We start from the raw sequence: 18,501 nt of genomic DNA on the forward strand, positions 1-18,501 counted from the left end.
TTTATTAAAGTACGGTTAGTAAATAAAAACTTAAAGGTAGGAGAAAAGGTTATGTACGCGATTTTTACAATGCGTAAGTTGATGCTCACAAACAGAGTCAACAATTTAAACGCAAAATTAATGGAAATCTCACAAAAGACTCAGGATTTAGCTAATTATGCAGCGAATATCTCTGATGGTGTTATAACACCTGAAGAAGCTGCTAACTCATCAGCATCTTTGTTCCAACGTCAAAGCAATTATATGTCAACAACATTCAACAACTCTATGGCTCAAGCAAATCAAGCTACACAAGCTTATACTGCTCAATATAATGCTTTAAATCAACAATCAAACGGCTCACTTGCTAATACAATTGACCCGAGTGGAACTACTTCTTCATTGAACACAAGTGCTTTATACCAATCTTACTTAAAACAAGCTATGCAAGCTGCAGGCAACTCTGAACAAAAGAAAATCGAAGCGATTGAAAAAGAACTTGACCAACAAAGATTGAAATTAGAAACTCAATTAAATGCGGCTCAAGCTGAACTTACAAAGGTCGAAGAAGCAGAAACAAAAGCAATCGAAAAATCCGCTCCAAAATACAGCGGCTAACAATAATTACCAACCGAATAACCGAATCTCTCTACTATATCAAAAAGCCCCTATCAGGGGCTTTTTTATTTGCAAAAAATATTTACTCTGCAATTAATTTGGCTGGAAGCCCCATTGAAGATATTTGAGAATGTAGTGTTTGAGCCTTCTGCCTGTTAGCGTAAGAACCAGCCTGCACAACATAATATCCGTTGACTTGCTTGATAAACGGGGAAATATTCAAATCTGAATCAATCAAACGATTTTGAACAGATATAGCTTGGTCTAAAGAAGAGTAATAACCAACAATAACTTTGGACATACGTAATGGTTCAGTAGCAGAAGTCGAATGTCTAATTGCCTCAGAACTTGTCGGCACTGGAGGCGTCAACTTTTTGACAGTAGTACCATCTTGAGAATTTTGAGTTGATGCAGGGTTTTTAAATTCTTTAATTTTATCCTTTTGAGCCTGTGCATCGTCCTCTGTTTGAGCATTCTGTTCACCTAAGCGTTTTGAAACGCCAGGCATATTATCCTCAAATTGTATCCATTTTAATCTATCATCAACCGCAGATGAGGCAGATTCTGCTTCATCAGGAGTTTCCTCTGTAATTTGGTCAGATGAATCGTCACCGATTTCGACATCAACATTTGGAGAAAGGGCTTTAATTAAAAAACCAACAATAAACATACTCAAAAAGAATGTCGCAAAAAACAAATAAAGAACTCTTTTATTTTTAGCTTTTTGCAAGCTTTCATTATTTTCGGGTTCCATATTCCATTACTCCTCTAACTTTACAAGTTGCATCTTTTATATCTGCAATCTCATTTTTGTAATTCTCTAATATATTTTTAGCAAATTTTTTGCAATCTGTCACGTTTAAGTCAGTTTGTAAACCTGAAGCATTAACAGGAGCACCAGTCGGGTCAATATTTATACCTGTATGAATTAATACTGAATTTATAGATTTTGTTGCAATAGACACTGTAAGTTTTTTATCATTTATAAAAATGTCGTCACCATTTCTACGAATTTTCACATCTGGATAATTTTGTTCGATATATTCCTTTATCGTAGTAATCAAAAGACGTTGACGTAAAACACCTTCTGGTAAATTGATATTGAAATGCTCTAAGATAATATTTATCATAGACTTACTGTATATGGGTTCATTGTTAATAACGTCTTCAATATCGACCATTTCGGTTAAATTAACTTCGCATTCACCGATAAAAGCGACAGCAGCATCACCAAGTATGTGAAATTTTTTATAAATCCAATGAGGAGCCAATTCAGCCCCTGTATATTTTATTGGTTCATCAACAACTTTTATTTTCATAATTACATTTTCATCTAAAATAGTAAATTTATCAAGTCATGCCTGTTGTTACTTGCCAAAGCCCGTTTCAGCCTAAGGCATGATTCACATTCTCCGCAATGGGAATCACCATCGAGATAACAACTTCTAACCAATTTCAACGGGACATTTTTTTTGACCGCAATATCAACAATTTGGTTTTTATCATAGTCAATTAAAGGGGCAATAACTCTGACTGGTTGATTTACAGAATGTTTCAAGGATAGGTTTACAGCGTCCACGAACTCAGGAGTATTATCTTTAAAAGTCGCACCTTCTTCTTTGTTTGCACCAAAAACTATATGAGTAAATCCGAAAGAATCAGCAAAAGAGCCTGCAATATTTATAAAAAGTCCGTTTCTATTCGGTACCCAAACAGCCTTTGAACTTTCTTCGGTAAGAATTTTTTCATCTAGGTCTTCATTATCCAAATAAGGCACTTCTTCATTGGCGACTAAAGAAGTATGCGTAATCAAAGCAAGCCAATCTAAAGATATAACTCTGTGCTGAATACCATAATAATTACATATATTAGAGGAAGCCTCTTTCTCTTTAACAAAGGCTTTTTGACCATAATCAAAAGTCAATGCAGTGGAAATATTGTACTCATCTTTGGCACAAGCAAGGCTCACCAATGAATCCAAACCACCTGAAAGTAGAATCAACCCTTTATTCATTTTCATCATCCTCATCATCATGAGCAATCTCATCAAGCAAAGAACTCGCTTCAAGTTTTGCAAAATCAGAAGAATCTTCTTTATGTAAAATTTCTGCCAATATTTCTTCCCCTTCAAGATTATAAAGGGCAATAACAGCATTTTTTACAACTTCTTGGTCAATATCATTCAACATTGACTTTATTAAAGGAATAACTCTATCGTCATCTGTATTCATTAACGCTTCAATGGCGTTAATCCTGACTTGAACAGATTCATCTATCAATGAATTTTTCAAAGCCTTAAAGACTCTATCACTTTTAAAATTAATTTTATTCAAGGCTTCGATTGCACGCTCTTTTAAAAAAGTAAACTTATCAATAATGCCTTTTTTCGTTTCAAGAATAGAAACAAGCGGGTCAACAGCTTTCATATCACCAAGCATGCCCAAAGCGGTAGCAGCAGATTCTTTGATATAAACAGAAGATTCATTTTCATCTTCGAGCAAATCAACCAATGGTGAAACTGCATATTTATCTCCGATTTTGCCCAGAGCTTCTGCACAGCTTAAACGAATTTTATAATTTTCATCTTTATTATTAAGGCAATACAGCAACGGGTAAACGGCTTGAGTATCTTTCAAATTAGCAAGTGCCTTTGCAACCATAACTCTAATTTGAGTTCTTGAATCTTCGTCTTTAATTCTGTCTTTAAATTTTTCACGCATAATCAAAGTATCAACAAGAACGCTGACACTAGACTTGTCACGCAATTTATCAATCAGTCTGATGAGGAGCATAATCACCTCATAGACAGTGCTTCTATCAAAAAAGTAATTATAAATAAGCACCAAATCAGACTCGTCATATTGTTTGGCGAGCTCTTTAATTAGACCGATTGTTTCAGATGCTTCAACAGCAGTGTTGAGTTTACATTGCAATGCGAGTTCTTCTAAATTTAAAGAATTATTGTTTTGCATATATCCACTGTCTTCTTATTTCCTATTAGCATATAAAAAAAACGAAATAAATTCAAGGAATTTAAGTGTTTAGAAGATTTTTAAAACAGGTTCAACGTTAAAAAATGTTCAAGACTTTTTGTATTTATAGCAATATCAATTTCTTTTTTAACATTGAAATCAGGCATAAAATCAGACAACATTTTCGGCAAACATATATCGGCAGTGGTTTTAACACCTATAAAGCTGCCATCGTTAAGATTTAAAAATTCTTTATATAAAGAGAGAATTATTGTTATTTTTTTATCCAAATTTACATTTTTACTCAAATAATACTTTGCATCTCGAACATACGTTTCTAAATAAACCGTAATAAAATCAATTTCTTGATTAAAATCATAATTTTCAATTTCATCTGGAGTCATGGACGCAAATACATTTCCTGAAAGGGATCTGGGGTAATCTTTGTATTCATTGACAAGAAAATATGCCCAAAGCAAACAACCTGCATAAAAGCCAACGTTATTCTTTATCAAAGCAAAGATTTTGGGCTCAAACATTCTGTATTTGAGCTTTTTCTGATTAAAATTTTTGATAGAAAATAATACTTGATGGACAATGTCAATAGAAGATGAAAAATTTTCAACAAGTGGAGCAAATCCAGGGTCAAAAGGTACAACTTCAGGCATTTTCAACCTCTCTGACACATATATTTTGCTCAATCAATTTTTGTTTTAACTTAGGAACAGGAAGCATGCCAAAATGGAAAATTGAAGCAGCTAATGCGGCATCAGCTTTTGCATCTTTAAAAACATCAACGAAATGTTGAGAATCAGCACCTGCACCACCAGAAGCAATAACCGGAATACCAACAGAAGTAGACACCAACTTTGTCATTTCAATATCAAACCCGTTTTGAGTGCCGTCAGCATCCATAGAGGTTAACAAAATCTCACCCGCACCAAGTTCTTCGACTTGTTTACACCAATCAGAAAGTTTAATTCCGGTATTTTTTGTACCTGCATTAATAAAGACAAAATAATCATTATCAACAAATTTTGCATCAATAGCAACAACAACGCACTGCGAGCCAAAATAATCCGAAGCTTCTTTTACAAATTGCGGATTTTTTACAGCAGCAGAATTTATAGCTATTTTATCAGCACCGGCTTGCAATAATATTTTCATATCATCAACAGATTTTATCCCACCACCGACAGTAAATGGAATAAAGACTTGTTTTGCTACTGCTTCGACCATTTTCACGGTTGTTTTTCGTGCTTCGTTTGTCGCAGTGATATCCAAGAAGACAAGTTCATCAGCACCGCAATCAGAGTAACGTTTAGCAAGTTCAACCGGGTCACCTGCCGAACGTAAATTTTCAAAATTTACCCCCTTTACGGTTTCACCATTTTTAACGTCCAAGCAAGGGATAATTCTCTTTGCAAGCATTCCAATATCCTTTAAAATTGTTTTAAAAATCGTTTGTCATTATTGAAGAATAAACGAATATCATCTATCGCATATTTAAGCATGGCAAGTCTTTCAATCCCCATGCCGAAAGCAAAACCCGAATAGACTTCAGAATCAATATCAACATTTTTAAGTACATTAACATCAACCATGCCTGCACCCAAAATTTCAAGCCAACCTGTACCGGAGCAGGTTCTACAGCCTTTTCCTTCACACATTATGCATTGAACATCTATTTCAACACTGGGCTCTGTAAATGGGAAATAGCTTGTTCTAAAGCGAGTTGGTCTAGTGGAGCCAAAATATATTCTCAAAAATTCATTCATAACACCCTTCAAATCGCCAAAGGTGATATCTTTATCAACGACAAGTCCTTCAATTTGGTGAAAAAGGTTATTTTTGCGGGCACTAACCGTCTCACATCTGTAAACTCTACCTGGGTCTATAACTCTAATCGGAGGTTTATGGTCAAGCATTTCTCTAATTTGTGAACCGGATGTTTGACTTCTCAAAATAACATTCGGAGCAACTTTTGTATAGAAAGTATCTTGCATATCTTTAGCAGGGTGGTCTTGAGGGAAATTAAGCATGTCGAAATTGATATATTCAGTTTCGACTTCAGGACTTTTTTTAGGTTCAGCTAAAGTAAAGCCCATGCCTTGAAAAATATCAACAATCTCATTGACTGTTTGAGTAAGAGGATGAACTTTTCCATGAGGAACGAAATCCCCTGGGAGCGTAATATCAATGGTCTCTTTTTTTAATTTTTCATCTAATTCTTTTTTATAAAAATCTTGTGATTTTTCAGCCAATAATTGTTCTAATTCATTAGATATTTGATTAGCCAAAGCTCCAATAACCTTTTTTTCATCAACAGAAAGGTCTTTTAAATTTTTTTTAATATTATTTAACTCACCTTTTCTGCTTAAATATGTATTTTTTATTTCATCCAAATCAGCCGTAGATGTAGCATTAGAGATAGCTGCAATGGCTTCCGATTTTATATTTTCAAGTTTAGATTTCATATTACCCTCACAAAATAATTTAATTATAGAAACATTATAGAACAAACAATGTCATTCAGAATAAAAATTTTTGCTATAATGTAAGCATGAAAAGATTTATAAAAATATTATTAGCATTATTAATAATCTCAATTCCGACAAAAGGGATTGCGACACCTGAATATAGAGGAAATGACTTACGAACTTTGTTTTTAAACAACAAAGCGATAATTTATGGCGTAAATTTGAGAACTTTTAACGCAAAAGACCTAAACGGAAACGATATAATCGAGCCTGAAAAAGGTGAAGAATCGGGTACTTTTTTGAACGCAATTCAAAGATTGAACGAACTTCAAAATGAAGGAATAAACACTATTCACCTGCTTCCGATAACTCCAACAGGCAAGATTAAAGCATTAGGAACTGCAGGTTCTGTATATTCAATGAGCGATATTACGTCGCTAAACCCGCAACTTGTTGACAAAAAAAGTTCTATGTCGGCACTTACACAAGCTCGTGCCTTTGTTGACGAGTGTCATGCCAGAAATATAAGAGTGATTGTGGACCTTCCGAGTTGTGGTTCTTACGAAATGTTTATAAAAAATCCTGATTTATTCTTGCAAGATAAAAACCAAGAACCGGTTATCCCTGCAGATTGGACAGATGTACGTTTGTTTAAAACCCAAAATGATAACGGTTCTTTAAATGAAGATTTGCTAGAAGCACATAAAAAGTTTATCAATATGGTATTTACGATAGGTGCAGACGGCATAAGAGCAGATGTAGCAACTATAAAGCCATACGATTTTTGGGTTCAAATTATCAAATACGCTCGTTCAAGAGACCCTGAATTTTTATTTTTAGCAGAATCTTCTGACTCTTGGACAGAACCGGCATCAGACAAAGCTGTTTTTACAAATTATGAGAAACTGCTACAAGCAGGCTTTGACGGTTACTACAGCAGCTATTTTGAGTTAAAGAACTGGACAAGCTCCGACCAATTGAAAAAACAAGTCGAAAAGGATATGGCTTTAAATAACGCAAAAACAGGGAAAAAAGCTGCTATCGGTAGTTTTGCAACCCATGATGAACTTAGCCCAATATTAACAAGTCCAAAACTTTCAGAAATTATGATTTGGCTAAACGCAACTTTGCCCCTAAATCCATATTATATCGACGGATTTCCGACTGGGGACTCATACTTATATAAATATTCAAACAAAAAGGCTGATGTTACATACACTGATGATGATTTTTATCACGTGCACCGTGGCAAAATTGATATTTTTAATTTTTCAAGAAAACCGGGAGGCACTAACACAAAACTTCAAGAAATGTTAAATCGCTCAATTCGCTTAAAAACAAAAGCATCTAACGTTATTTCTAAAGGTAATTTTAATATGTTAAACATAGCTGACAAACAAATATTCGCCTATACCAGAGACTATGAAGGTAAAGGTATTATCGTTATTATAAATACCAATCTCAAAACAGAAAAAAACTACAAAATAACCATTCGTAAATTAAAGAAAAATGCAGATATAATTCCCGTAAACCTAACAAACGCCCCTCTTTTAACCAAAAACACGCTACGAGGCAAATTGTCACCGGGTGAATGCGTGGTATTCTACTCGGAAAACTTTTCAAATTAAGTTATAGCCATAATTCGGATTTTATACTATAATCAAGTTATGAATTACAGATAAGGATTTTACAATGGTAAAGCATGTAGATACAGTTCCAATAGAAGTTTGTATTTTGACCGTCGATCACGACATCAAGGGTGTCGTTCACGTTTCTAAATACACAAACAACAACAGAGATTTGACTGATCTATTAAATGATAAAGAAAAAAGATTTTTAGCTGTTACCAATGCTGAAATTATGCCTAAAAACGGTACTGCACCACCTAGAAAGTATAATTTCTTAGAAATTCATATCGACTATATTTTGATGGTTCATCCTTCCAGTCAAATTGTGTTCAAAGAATCTAACAGAGCTCAAGAAGACATTGCCAGATTTAGAGAACTTAGAAATAAATTAAACCAAACTAAACCTTTTTAACTATGAAAACATTCAAAAATATACTTTTAATAAACTTTGGCGGAATAGGTGATGAGATATTATTCTTGCCGACGATAAAAAGCTTAAAAAAAACATATCCGAATTCTACCATCACATTGGTTCTTGAGCCAAGAAGCGGGAGTATTAAAAACCTTTCGCCGATTATTGATAATACTATCGGCGTCGACATAAAAGGTAAGCATAAGTATTTTGAACTTTTGAAATTTTATTTCAAAGCTTTGTTTGGCAGATACGACCTTGTTGTCTCATCTGGAGGAAATAAGCTCATACCGTTTCTTTTATATTTTACAGGAATAAAAACAAGAATCGGCTATGACACAGGGTTAATTTCTCAAAAATTATTGACTCAAACACCCAAATTAAACCAAAATCAATATGCTGGCAAAATGTACCATGATTTAATTCAGGATTTAACAAAACAAGAATATCAAAACCCTGAGATTGTATTAGAAGATGAACCAACCATCCAGAACTCGGTTATCGTGCACCCTGGCGTCAGCAAAATGAGCATCAAAAAAAACATCATAAAAAGTTGGTCAAATCTTACTTGGGCAAAACTCATTGAACAACTGCTGAAAAAAGGCAAAAATGTTATGCTCGCAGGTGGTCCTGATGACAAAGAATGTATCGAAGAAATAAGAGAATATTTGAAAGATAAAAACACTGCAAATTTCTCAGATATGTATGGCAAAACAAAAAATATAATCGACCTTGCGAAACTAATTAAAAAAAATGAAATTTTAATATGCTCAGATTCTGCCCCAATGCACATCGGAGTCGCCACAGATACAAGGACAATAGCCATTTTTGGCCCCACCGATGAAAGTAAACTACTACCAAAAAGTGAAAAATATACCGCAATAAAAAACAATATCCACTGTAGACCTTGCCTTTGGGATAAACGTCAAACAAGTTGCGAAACAAAAGAATGCTTAGACTTAAAAATAGAGCAAATAACAGAGCTCTTATAGGTCAAGGTTACCAAAATAAAAGTTGCTCACATTACACGAAAGCCAAGTTTTATACTCCACAATAAAAAAAATCATTGATGCGGTTAAAATGGCAAAATCTAAACTATTAGGTAAATAATTCTACAAAATTGCAAAATTATTGAATATAGACCAATATTATGTTATAGTATAATATCTATCAAAAAAGGATATCATCGTGCACAAATCAGCTAGAGCTAAAAACTTTAACTTATATTGTCTGAGTTTATTGAACACACTCAGCCATGTTTTTGCTGCACAAAAACAAAATGGAAAAAACAATATTTCCAGGTGCGAAAAATTAGTATAAAATAGCGGGGTAGCAACTTCTCTATCTCGCCAGAACAATTACTATATTTTACACGGATGTTTTATTCGTGCATCGTCGCTATACTGCATTTTGAAAGGATTTAAAATGAACTCATTAGATAATTTACAAGAAAAAATTAAAGATAAAGACAAATTGGTATTAGTTATCGACTACGACAGCGATATCACCCCGTTACGCCCGGAACTTAATCCGCCGCTTTTAAACAGCATCTTTAAAAGAATATTGGAAAATTTTGCAAAAAAAGAATATATCAACATCGTTTTAATAACAAACAAAAAAATCGATGAGTTCAAAAAAGATTTCGCAATAAATACAGAAAATATAAAATTGTGCGGAAACTACGGAGCTGAAATTGAGTTCAATAAAGAAAGGAAGAGCGACATTGATACAAATGTAGTTAAAAAGATGACAAGTATATTTTCAAAACTAAAAAAGAATTTGACAGATTATGCAAAACTTGGAATAAAAAATGAAAAATATTTAATACGTCTAGAGCTCAAATCAGTAGACAAAACACTAATATCTGAAATTAAAACTACAACAAAAAATGTTATAAAAAATATTAAAGATTTTGATATAAAGCTAATAGAAAAGAAACAATATTTTGAGATTATGCCTTCTTCAATCAGTAAAATAGGCATATTAAACAGAGTTATAACAAAATTCGAGGGTAATAAAATTTGCTATATTGGCGACGACGAAAAATTAATCTCTGAAGCAAAAAAACAGAAAATCACGGCAATAGGCATAAGACCGCTCTCTCAAACCTCAATGAAACTATCCGATTTTACAATAACTCAAAATGAACTTGAAGAATTTCTTATAGATACAAACAACTTATATTTATAAACAAGTAAAGGCATAGCAAATATGCCTTTTTTTCTTAACAAATGAGCATGTTTTGATTATAATAGAACCACATGAGAGATTAAAAGGAGCAGACAGTGATAGAAGAACGCTATTTCCCACAAGAAATTGAACCAAAATGGCAAAAACATTGGGATGCAACAAATGCAAACAAAGTTGAAAATGACCAGAGCAAAGAAAAATATTATATCCTGTCTATGCTGCCATACCCATCAGGCAAACTACACATGGGACATGTCAGAAACTATACTATTTCCGACGTTGTAGCTCGTTATAAAAGAATGCACGGTTTTAATGTATTGCACCCTATGGGCTGGGATAGCTTCGGTTTACCTGCTGAAAATGCGGCAATTCAACACGGCATAAACCCTAGAACTTGGACTTTAGACAATATTTCGTATATGAAAAAACAGCTTAAATCATTGGGGCTTATGGTTGACTGGGATAGAGAAGTAACAACTTGCCTTCCTGAATATTACAAATGGACTCAATGGTTCTTTATTCAAATGTATAAAAAAGGACTAGCTTACAAAAAAGAAGCTGCTGTTAATTGGTGTGACAAATGTGGCACTGTTTTAGCTAACGAACAAGTTATTGACGGTAAATGCTGGCGTTGTGACAGTGTTGTCGAAAAAAAATACTTATCTCAATGGTTCTTAAAAATTACTGATTATGCTGATGAATTATTGCAAGATATCGACAAACTCGACGGATGGCCGGACAGCGTTAAAACAATGCAAAAAAACTGGATTGGCAAATCAAAAGGTGCCATCTTAAAATTTAAAGTCAAAGAAATTGAAGGAATGGAAGTTCCTGTATATACAACAAGACCCGATACAGCATGCGGAATCACATATTTGGTTGTAGCCCCTGAATATAAAGATATTGAAAAACTAACTACACCAGAAAACAAACAAGCAGTTGAGGAATACAGAGCTAACGCACGCAAGATGACAGAAATTGAAAGACTCTCAACAGACCGCATCAAAACAGGAGTTCCTTTAGGAACTCACTTGATTAATCCTTTTACAGGTGAAGAATTCCCGATTTGGACAGCGGACTATGCTTTAGTAGAGTATGGAACAGGTGCAGTTATGGCAGTTCCAACTCATGATGAACGTGACTATGACTTTGCTAAAAAATACAAATTGCCAATGAAAATCGTCATCCAAAATAAAGAAAAAACATTAACCCTAGACGACATGCCCTATGTTGACCCCGGGGTTATGGTAAATTCAGGTGAATGTGACGGACTATCAAACGAAGACGGAAAACTCGCAATGATTGAAAGAGCTGTAAAAGGTGGGTTTGGTGAAGCAACTACCCAATACAGATTGAGGGATTGGCTTATTTCCAGACAAAGATATTGGGGTACACCTATTCCAATGTTGTATTGCGAAAAATGCGGTACAGTGCCTGTTGACGAAAAAGACCTACCTGTTTTACTTCCTGAAGACGTTGATTTTTCAGTAGTAGGAAAATCTCCAATAACGACATCTCCTACATTCAAAGAAACGACCTGCCCGATTTGTGGCGGCAAAGCTACAAGAGAAACCGACACAATGGACACATTTATGTGCTCAAATTGGTATTACCACAGATATGTAGACGCAAGAAATCAAGAAAAACCATTTGATAGAGATTTAATCAACTACTGGTCACCTGTTGACCAATACGTTGGAGGAATTGAACATGCAATATTACACTTGTTATATGCTAGATTTTTCACAAAAGTATTGAGAGATTTGAAAGTTTTAGATTTTGATGAACCTTTTAAAAACCTTTTGACTCAAGGAATGGTACTAAAAGACGGCTCCAAAATGTCTAAATCTAAAGGAAATACTGTAGACCCTGACGAAATCTTCAAAAATTACGGAGCAGACACAGCTAGATTATTTATCTTATCAGATTCACCTCCAGCTAGAGATTTCGACTGGTCTGACGCAGGCGTTGAAGGGTGCTACAAATTCTTAAACAGATTTTGGCGTTTATACAGCACGAATCAAAATAATATTACAATGGATTACAAAATCCCTGAAATATCTGTTTTAACAAAAGACAACAACGCTCTTGTAAGAGAAACGCATATGGCTATAAAAAAAGTTACTCACGATATTTCAAATGAATTCCAATTTAACACTGTAATATCAAAACTAAGAGAATTCACAAATGTAATTTATGATTACTTGGCTAAAAAGCAAGACTTTACAGATGAAGATAAGCAGATATTGAGCTTTGCGACTATTACACTTTTAAAGTTGGCTTCGCCTGTAATTCCGCATATCGCAGAAGAATTATACAAAGATTTCGGCGGAACTTGCTCGATTTTTGACTCAGCTTGGCCGAACTTTGAAGAAAATCTTGCAAAAACAAGCTCAATTACGCTTGTAGTTCAAGTAAACGGAAAAGTTAAAGACAAAATTGAAGCTGACTCTGAAGCTAGCAAAGAGGATTTGCAAAACATAGCATTAAACAGCGAAAAGATAAAAACTCAAATCGACGGAAAACAAGTCGTAAAAGTCATTGTTGTCCCGGGAAAACTTGTAAATATCGTTGTTAAATAAAACAAACAATCAAAAAGCGAGGCCTACCCCCTTGCTTTTTTGTTAAGAATTTAGTATTATAAACAAAAAAATGAATAAGGAATGTATATGAGAAGAATATTTTTATTAATAACTGCGTTATTTTTATCGACTATACAAACCTACGCCACTAATTGGGTTCCGATTACTAATGATAACAAAAATTTTATAGATACAGAAAGTATCGAATATTTTACTGATACTTTGAACTATCGCTCAACAAATAAATATTCCTTTTGGACTAAATCATTGAACGACAAAACTCAACTATATACATTTATTGAAAAAAATTACCATAAAAAGCCATGGTACAAATTAAACAAACAGGTAGTTGACTGCACAAACAAAAAATTAGGATTGGAATCATTAATAGTATATGATTTAAAGGAGCAAGTAATTACAAGCGATGAATATAATATCCTTTTGTCAGATTGGCACAGTATAGTCCCTGATTCCTATGGTGAACTTTTATATGATGTAGTCTGCAAATCACAAAAAATCGAATAATATTATATTTCGACATCTTGCATCATTGATATCAAAGTATTTATAGTATTTTGCATATTAACGCTGTCAGAAACTTTTTGTTGAAGGAAACCGTTAATTTGCGGCATCAACTCAATAGCAATATCAAGCCTGGGGTTTGACCCTGGCGTGTACATACCAACATCAATCAAATCTTTATTTTCCCTGTATAAAGCCAATAGAGTTCTCATTTTGGCAGCAGCAGCCTTATGCTCTGGGGTACAAATTTCCGTAAACAAACGGCTGATACTACCTAAAACATCTATTGCAGGATAATGATTCATCTCCGCAACTTTTCTGGATAAGAATATGTGTCCGTCAACAATACCACGGACAGTATCAACAATCGGGTCGTTAATATCGTCACCTTCCATCAAAACGGTGTATAAGGCGGTAATAGAGCCACGGGGACTGTTCCCCGTTCTTTCAAGAGCCTTTTGAAGCCAAGAAAAAATAGATGGTGGATAACCTTTCATAGTAGGAGGCTCGCCGATTGACAGTCCAACTTCACGCCCTGCCATAGCACAACGAGTAACAGTATCCGTCATTAGAAAAACTTTTTTGCCTTGATCTCTGAAATATTCACACACAGCCGTTGCCGTTAAAAGGCACTTCTGTCTGATTAAAGGTGGCTGGTCACCTGTTGAACAAACCAAAACGGATTTTTTCATACCTTCTACACCAAGAGAATTTTCAACAAACTCTTTGACTTCACGCCCACGTTCACCGATTAACGCCATTACATTGACATCCGCCTCAGAATTACGAGCAATCATTCCCAGCATTGTACTTTTACCAACACCAGAGCCTGCAAACAATCCCATACGTTGCCCACCACCCAAGGTTAATAGCGAATCTATTGCTCTTACACCGGTCGAAAACGTATCTTTAATAATCGGTCGGTCAAACGCCCCTGGTGGTGCATTATCAATATTAACCCATTTTGCAACAGATGTATCAAGGGGTCTTCCATCGATAGGCTCACCCAAAGGATTTATTAATCTGCCTAACAAAAAATCCCCGACAGGAACAGTAATCGGTTTTCCTGTAGACTGAACCAAACTTCCTTGACCAATCCCGGCACCATCATACAAAAGCAATAATTGAGCATATTCACCTTTAAAGGCAACAACTTCTGCAGCTTTTCTTTCGCCTTCGGTTGTTTCAATAAAGCACAAATCGCCAATTTTCAGACCGGGGAGTTTTACTTCAACAGTCAAGCCAACAAGCTTCGAAACGGAACCTTTATAATGAAATAATTGAGTATTGTGAATAATCTCAAAAGCTCTTTTTTTCATATATTCAATAGATTTTTCGGTGCTTTGTTCTATCACGATTCACCGCCGAAACTATAATCTGAAATGTACGATTCACCAATTGTATCAACAGCTTCGACACGAATGTCAGTAATTAATTCAGAATAAGAAATGACAACAATAGTCGGAATATGTCTTTCTAACAATTGATATAAAGGCAATCTGATACGAGGAGAACACAAAATAACAGGCTGTCTGCCGATATTTTGATGGGCTCTCATCAAAGTTGACGCCGTAGACTCAATAAGCTCCTGCACTTGCAAAGGATTTAGCAAAAACATAGTACCAAGCTCAGTTCTTTGACAACTATCATCTAATGTTTTTTCCCAATCTTGCGACAAAGTAAGTGCATACAATACTTTTTCTGGATTTACATTAGCAAGACAAATCTGACGCCCTAAGGCTGCTCGCAACCTTTCAGATAAAATATCAGGCTCTTTTGAAAAACGTGCATAATCACAAAGTCTCTCAAAAATAAATATAATATCTTTTATGGATACTTTTTCTCTAATCAAATTAACAAATATTTTCCGCAAATCACTAGTCGAAATAATAGTCGGGACCAAGTCATTAACCAAAGTCGGGTCTTGACTCTTAACAAGCTCCATTAGCTTCAAGACATCAGTTTTAGTCATAACTTCATCTACATATTTTCTGACAGCTTCTTGCAAATGGGTTACTATAACATCAACTGAATCAACAGCAGTAATTTTATCAGCAGCCTCAATAGACGTTGGATCTAGCCAATAAGCCTGTGTTTGGTAAGTAGGATCCACTCCAACAATAGCATCTTTGGGAACATCTTTGCCTAAAGCGTCCCATTGGTCAGCAATAACCATGTTTTTTCCAGGGTAAACCTTACCCGTAGCAACAGTATTACCACGAATCGAAATCAAATACTCATTGGCATCAAGAGCCGAAGAATCCATAATTCTTACATTAGGAATGATATATCCGAGCTCATCAGTCACTCTTTGACGTAAAGCAGCAATTTTCGGTAACAATTGACCTTCTTGATCCGGGTCCGCAATAATCAACAAGCCTGAACCAACCTGCAAACTTAATACATCAACCCCCAGTCTTTCATACATTCTGTTTGGATTAACCAAATCTTGCATGTTTTGACGAACATTTTCCAACTGCCCTAACTGAGATTGGACATCTTGATTAACTAAAACAGAAAAACTTGCAACAGCAATAACAATGATATAAATAACAAAAGGCAAAGCAGGAAGCCCTGTCCACGGACTTGTAACAGCAATAAGCCCCAAGAAAATACAAGCAAATCCTAAGCTATAAGGTTTACTCAAAATTTGAGCAGCTAAATCACCACCTAAAGAAGCCCCTGTAGCTGAAGAACGTGTCATTACGATACCTGCTGAAATAGCCATCAATAATGACGGCAACTGAGCAGCCAATCCATCACCTACTGTTAACACTGTATATTTTTGAACGGCGTCCCCTGCCGGCATACCGTTTTGAAGCATCCCAATTGCTAAACCACCGACAATATTAATTATTACAATGATAATACCTGCAATAGTATCACCTTTTACAAACTTCATGGCACCATCCATAGAACCGAATAAACTTGATTCTCTTTGGAGGTCTTCACGTTTTTTTACAGCTTCTTCTGGTGAAATCAACCCCGCATTAAAATCGGCATCAATAGTCATTTGTTTTCCAGGCATTGCGTCTAAGGCGAATCTCGCAGCAACTTCTGCGATACGTTCAGAACCCTTTGTTATAACCATGAATTGGACAACTGTTATAATCAAAAATATAACAAAACCTACAATTAGGTTACCACCCGTAACGAAATTACCAAAAGCTTCAACAACTTCGCCAGCATTACCTTTAGCCAAGATTAACCTTGTAGAAGCAATGGACAAAACCAACCGAAACATTGTACCAATCAAAATGATAGAAGGAAATGCCGCCAATTCTAAAGGTTTCTGTATATACAAAGAAATCATCAATAAAACAATTCCTAAAGTAATATTGAAAGAAATTGAAAAATTAATAACCCAAGGAGGCATTTCAACAAGCAAAATTAATATTAGCAAGATTACACCTGATGCTAACATTATTTCACTGACTGGATTTTTTGAGCCTCCGGCTGCCAATTGTTCCCCCTATATTTTCTTGAAAGCTTCTTGTATTATTTGGATTTGTGACTCTATTGTAGCATCAATGATTCCATTTGAGGTTTCAATAATTGCTCCCCCCATAGAAATATCAGCATCTGGAACTACATTTATTTTCACATCATATTTTGAGTCTGCCAACTTATCTGGCAAGTTTTCCTTTACATTATCAACGTCATCGGGCATAACTTTTATGGTTATTCGATTTTCGCCTTTTGCATTATCATCCAAAATACCTTGAATAATATTCAAAATAGCTTCATCATTAGTTTTCAATTCATTATTAAGGATTTTTTTTGCAATTTCAACAGAAATATCAAAAATACCCGAAGTCAACTCCTCGTAGACTTTATCCTTGTATGCAAAGAACTCGTCAATTGAAGAATTCAAACGAGCAAGGTCTTCTTTTGCAGATTCAATACCGGCTAGTCGACCATCTTTAGTTGCAATTTCCTTAATAGAAATAGCTTCTTCTTGAGCTCTTGAAATCAAATTTCTATCATCAATCCTGCGATAGCCACGACGTCTGCTTCCCTGCCTACGTTCAGCCCTTTGTTCAAAATTTATGTTATCAATACTAAATTTTGCAAGAATATCTTCTTCAACAGGTGGCTCAACTTTAGTTTTTTCAACCTCTGTTGGAGTCACTTCTTGTTTGTCTATTTTTTTTTCGATATTACGCTTTCTTTTGATAATCATCTATTTTGTCTTCTACATGCTTACAAATCAATTGTATCACCCATGGTGAAAGATTTCTTCTTTCATCAAATGCTTCATCTAATATAAATTCTTTGACCAATGGACGCTCTTGCTCGACAATATTTTCCAAAACTTTGACATCAACTTTAGCCAAAGCCCTACTAAATTGCCCCAAAGTTTTATTAATATTGACCTTTTTCGGCTGTGGCAACGAAGTTTTTATCTCTTGCAAACATTTAAGAACAACACTTGTATCGATTTTTGTTTCAAGGTCATCCATTTGCATATATTGAATTAAAACTTGAGCCTCGGAAGGTGCGAATTTATTCAAAATTGTGCCGACTTTGTCTTTGGGCAACTGTTTTAAAATCATTGCAAAAGCAGCCATTTTTAAAATTTTAGCATCACTGGCACTTTCAATAGCTGCATTATCAGCCTGAGCCATAGCATCAATATTTGACTGGCTCATGGCATTTTTCATTTGTTGATCATTTAATGCACCTTTTTTCTTTAAATCCGCTAAAGCTTCATCAAAACATTTTTTGACGTGATGTTCCACTAAATCAATCATTTGACCCTGTGGTAAATTTTTCGACAAAGACTGTTTGGCAATTTCAAAAACAGTAAATGCAATTTTTTGTAAAATAGGATCTCTAAATTGAGGAGGAACACCGCCTCTAATTAAATCAACAGATTTGTGAAAAGACCATTCACCAATAAACTGTGTAACAACAGAAGCTTGCCCGACATCAAAGGTAACAGTTTTATCTTTAGATAAAGCTTCGCCTGCTAAAAAACAGAAGTTATTTACAATATTTACAATATAATTCTTGTCTTCATCAGACAAATCACGAGGCAAGACAGCTTTTGCTTGCTGAGCAAGGTCAGCTGCGAACTCCTTGTAGTTAAACCCCTCTATCGACATTTTAAGTTAT

The 18,501-nt window shown here is 34.9% G+C and carries 18 protein-coding genes; 7 read left to right on the plus strand and 11 right to left on the minus strand.

Annotated features, from left to right (window positions below; all coding sequences use genetic code 11):
• Positions 1-51: 51 nt before the first annotated feature.
• Entirely contained in the window at positions 52-597 is a 546-nt protein-coding gene (locus tag PHV37_05895) for a hypothetical protein (GenBank protein MDD3237614.1), read from the plus strand.
• A gap of 82 nt (positions 598-679) precedes the next feature.
• On the opposite strand, the gene PHV37_05900 is transcribed toward PHV37_05895, so the two are convergent.
• The 7 genes from PHV37_05900 to pheS form a co-directional block, all read right to left on the minus strand.
• Positions 680-1,351, minus strand: coding sequence for an SPOR domain-containing protein (locus PHV37_05900; GenBank protein MDD3237615.1), 672 nt, complete (start codon positions 1,349-1,351; stop codon positions 680-682).
• Positions 1,335-1,916: a DUF366 family protein gene (locus PHV37_05905; GenBank protein MDD3237616.1), complete on the minus strand. Its 582-nt coding sequence runs from the start codon at positions 1,914-1,916 to the stop codon at positions 1,335-1,337. The genes PHV37_05900 and PHV37_05905 overlap by 17 nt, the downstream gene beginning before the upstream one ends.
• Before the next feature lie 14 nt (positions 1,917-1,930).
• A complete protein-coding gene (queC, locus tag PHV37_05910; GenBank protein MDD3237617.1) occupies positions 1,931-2,611 on the minus strand; it encodes a 7-cyano-7-deazaguanine synthase QueC in 681 nt (226 codons plus the stop codon).
• Positions 2,604-3,569 (minus strand): HEAT repeat domain-containing protein, encoded by a 966-nt coding sequence (locus PHV37_05915; protein MDD3237618.1) that lies wholly within the window; start codon positions 3,567-3,569, stop codon positions 2,604-2,606. The genes queC and PHV37_05915 overlap by 8 nt, the downstream gene beginning before the upstream one ends.
• An 80-nt stretch (positions 3,570-3,649) precedes the next feature.
• The gene (locus PHV37_05920) at positions 3,650-4,237 is read right to left on the minus strand and encodes a hypothetical protein (protein ID MDD3237619.1); all 588 of its coding nucleotides are present in this window, start codon (positions 4,235-4,237) and stop codon (positions 3,650-3,652) included.
• The gene (gene hisF / locus PHV37_05925) at positions 4,230-5,000 is read right to left on the minus strand and encodes an imidazole glycerol phosphate synthase subunit HisF (GenBank protein ID MDD3237620.1); all 771 of its coding nucleotides are present in this window, start codon (positions 4,998-5,000) and stop codon (positions 4,230-4,232) included. The genes PHV37_05920 and hisF overlap by 8 nt, the downstream gene beginning before the upstream one ends.
• Before the next feature lie 11 nt (positions 5,001-5,011).
• Positions 5,012-6,046, minus strand: coding sequence for a phenylalanine--tRNA ligase subunit alpha (pheS, locus tag PHV37_05930; GenBank protein MDD3237621.1), 1,035 nt, complete (start codon positions 6,044-6,046; stop codon positions 5,012-5,014).
• Positions 6,047-6,132: 86 nt separating this feature from the next.
• Here pheS and PHV37_05935 point away from each other — a divergent pair, with 86 nt between their 5' ends.
• The 6 genes from PHV37_05935 to PHV37_05960 all read left to right on the plus strand — a co-directional run bounded on the left by PHV37_05935 (position 6,133) and on the right by PHV37_05960 (position 13,386).
• Positions 6,133-7,677: a hypothetical protein gene (locus tag PHV37_05935; protein MDD3237622.1), complete on the plus strand. Its 1,545-nt coding sequence runs from the start codon at positions 6,133-6,135 to the stop codon at positions 7,675-7,677.
• Positions 7,678-7,741: 64 nt separating this feature from the next.
• Positions 7,742-8,089: a hypothetical protein gene (locus PHV37_05940; protein MDD3237623.1), complete on the plus strand. Its 348-nt coding sequence runs from the start codon at positions 7,742-7,744 to the stop codon at positions 8,087-8,089.
• A gap of 2 nt (positions 8,090-8,091) precedes the next feature.
• Complete coding sequence (locus PHV37_05945) at positions 8,092-9,081, plus strand: glycosyltransferase family 9 protein (protein MDD3237624.1); 990 nt, start codon at positions 8,092-8,094, stop codon at positions 9,079-9,081.
• 433 nt (positions 9,082-9,514) lie between these two features.
• Complete coding sequence (locus PHV37_05950; GenBank protein ID MDD3237625.1) at positions 9,515-10,279, plus strand: trehalose-phosphatase; 765 nt, start codon at positions 9,515-9,517, stop codon at positions 10,277-10,279.
• Between the two features lie 95 nt (positions 10,280-10,374).
• A complete protein-coding gene (gene leuS, locus PHV37_05955; protein ID MDD3237626.1) occupies positions 10,375-12,861 on the plus strand; it encodes a leucine--tRNA ligase in 2,487 nt (828 codons plus the stop codon).
• A gap of 87 nt (positions 12,862-12,948) precedes the next feature.
• Positions 12,949-13,386 (plus strand): hypothetical protein, encoded by a 438-nt coding sequence (locus PHV37_05960; protein ID MDD3237627.1) that lies wholly within the window; start codon positions 12,949-12,951, stop codon positions 13,384-13,386.
• A gap of 2 nt (positions 13,387-13,388) precedes the next feature.
• On the opposite strand, the gene PHV37_05965 is transcribed toward PHV37_05960, so the two are convergent.
• Genes PHV37_05965 through PHV37_05980 form a run of 4 tightly spaced genes read right to left on the minus strand, consistent with a single transcriptional unit; the run spans position 13,389 to position 18,491 of the window.
• The gene (locus PHV37_05965; GenBank protein MDD3237628.1) at positions 13,389-14,738 is read right to left on the minus strand and encodes a FliI/YscN family ATPase; all 1,350 of its coding nucleotides are present in this window, start codon (positions 14,736-14,738) and stop codon (positions 13,389-13,391) included.
• Positions 14,735-16,846 carry a flagellar biosynthesis protein FlhA gene (locus PHV37_05970; GenBank protein ID MDD3237629.1) on the minus strand — a complete coding sequence of 704 codons (2,112 nt, stop codon included), beginning with the start codon at positions 16,844-16,846 and terminating at the stop codon, positions 14,735-14,737. Before PHV37_05970 ends, PHV37_05965 begins: the two co-directional genes overlap by 4 nt.
• A 9-nt stretch (positions 16,847-16,855) precedes the next feature.
• Positions 16,856-17,566: a flagellar assembly protein FliH gene (locus PHV37_05975; GenBank protein MDD3237630.1), complete on the minus strand. Its 711-nt coding sequence runs from the start codon at positions 17,564-17,566 to the stop codon at positions 16,856-16,858.
• Positions 17,544-18,491, minus strand: coding sequence for a hypothetical protein (locus PHV37_05980; GenBank protein MDD3237631.1), 948 nt, complete (start codon positions 18,489-18,491; stop codon positions 17,544-17,546). Before PHV37_05980 ends, PHV37_05975 begins: the two co-directional genes overlap by 23 nt.
• Between the last annotated feature and the right edge of the window lie 10 nt (positions 18,492-18,501).

The organism is Candidatus Gastranaerophilales bacterium (assembly GCA_028693235.1).
Lineage (GTDB): Bacteria > Cyanobacteriota > Vampirovibrionia > Gastranaerophilales > Gastranaerophilaceae > JAQUVW01.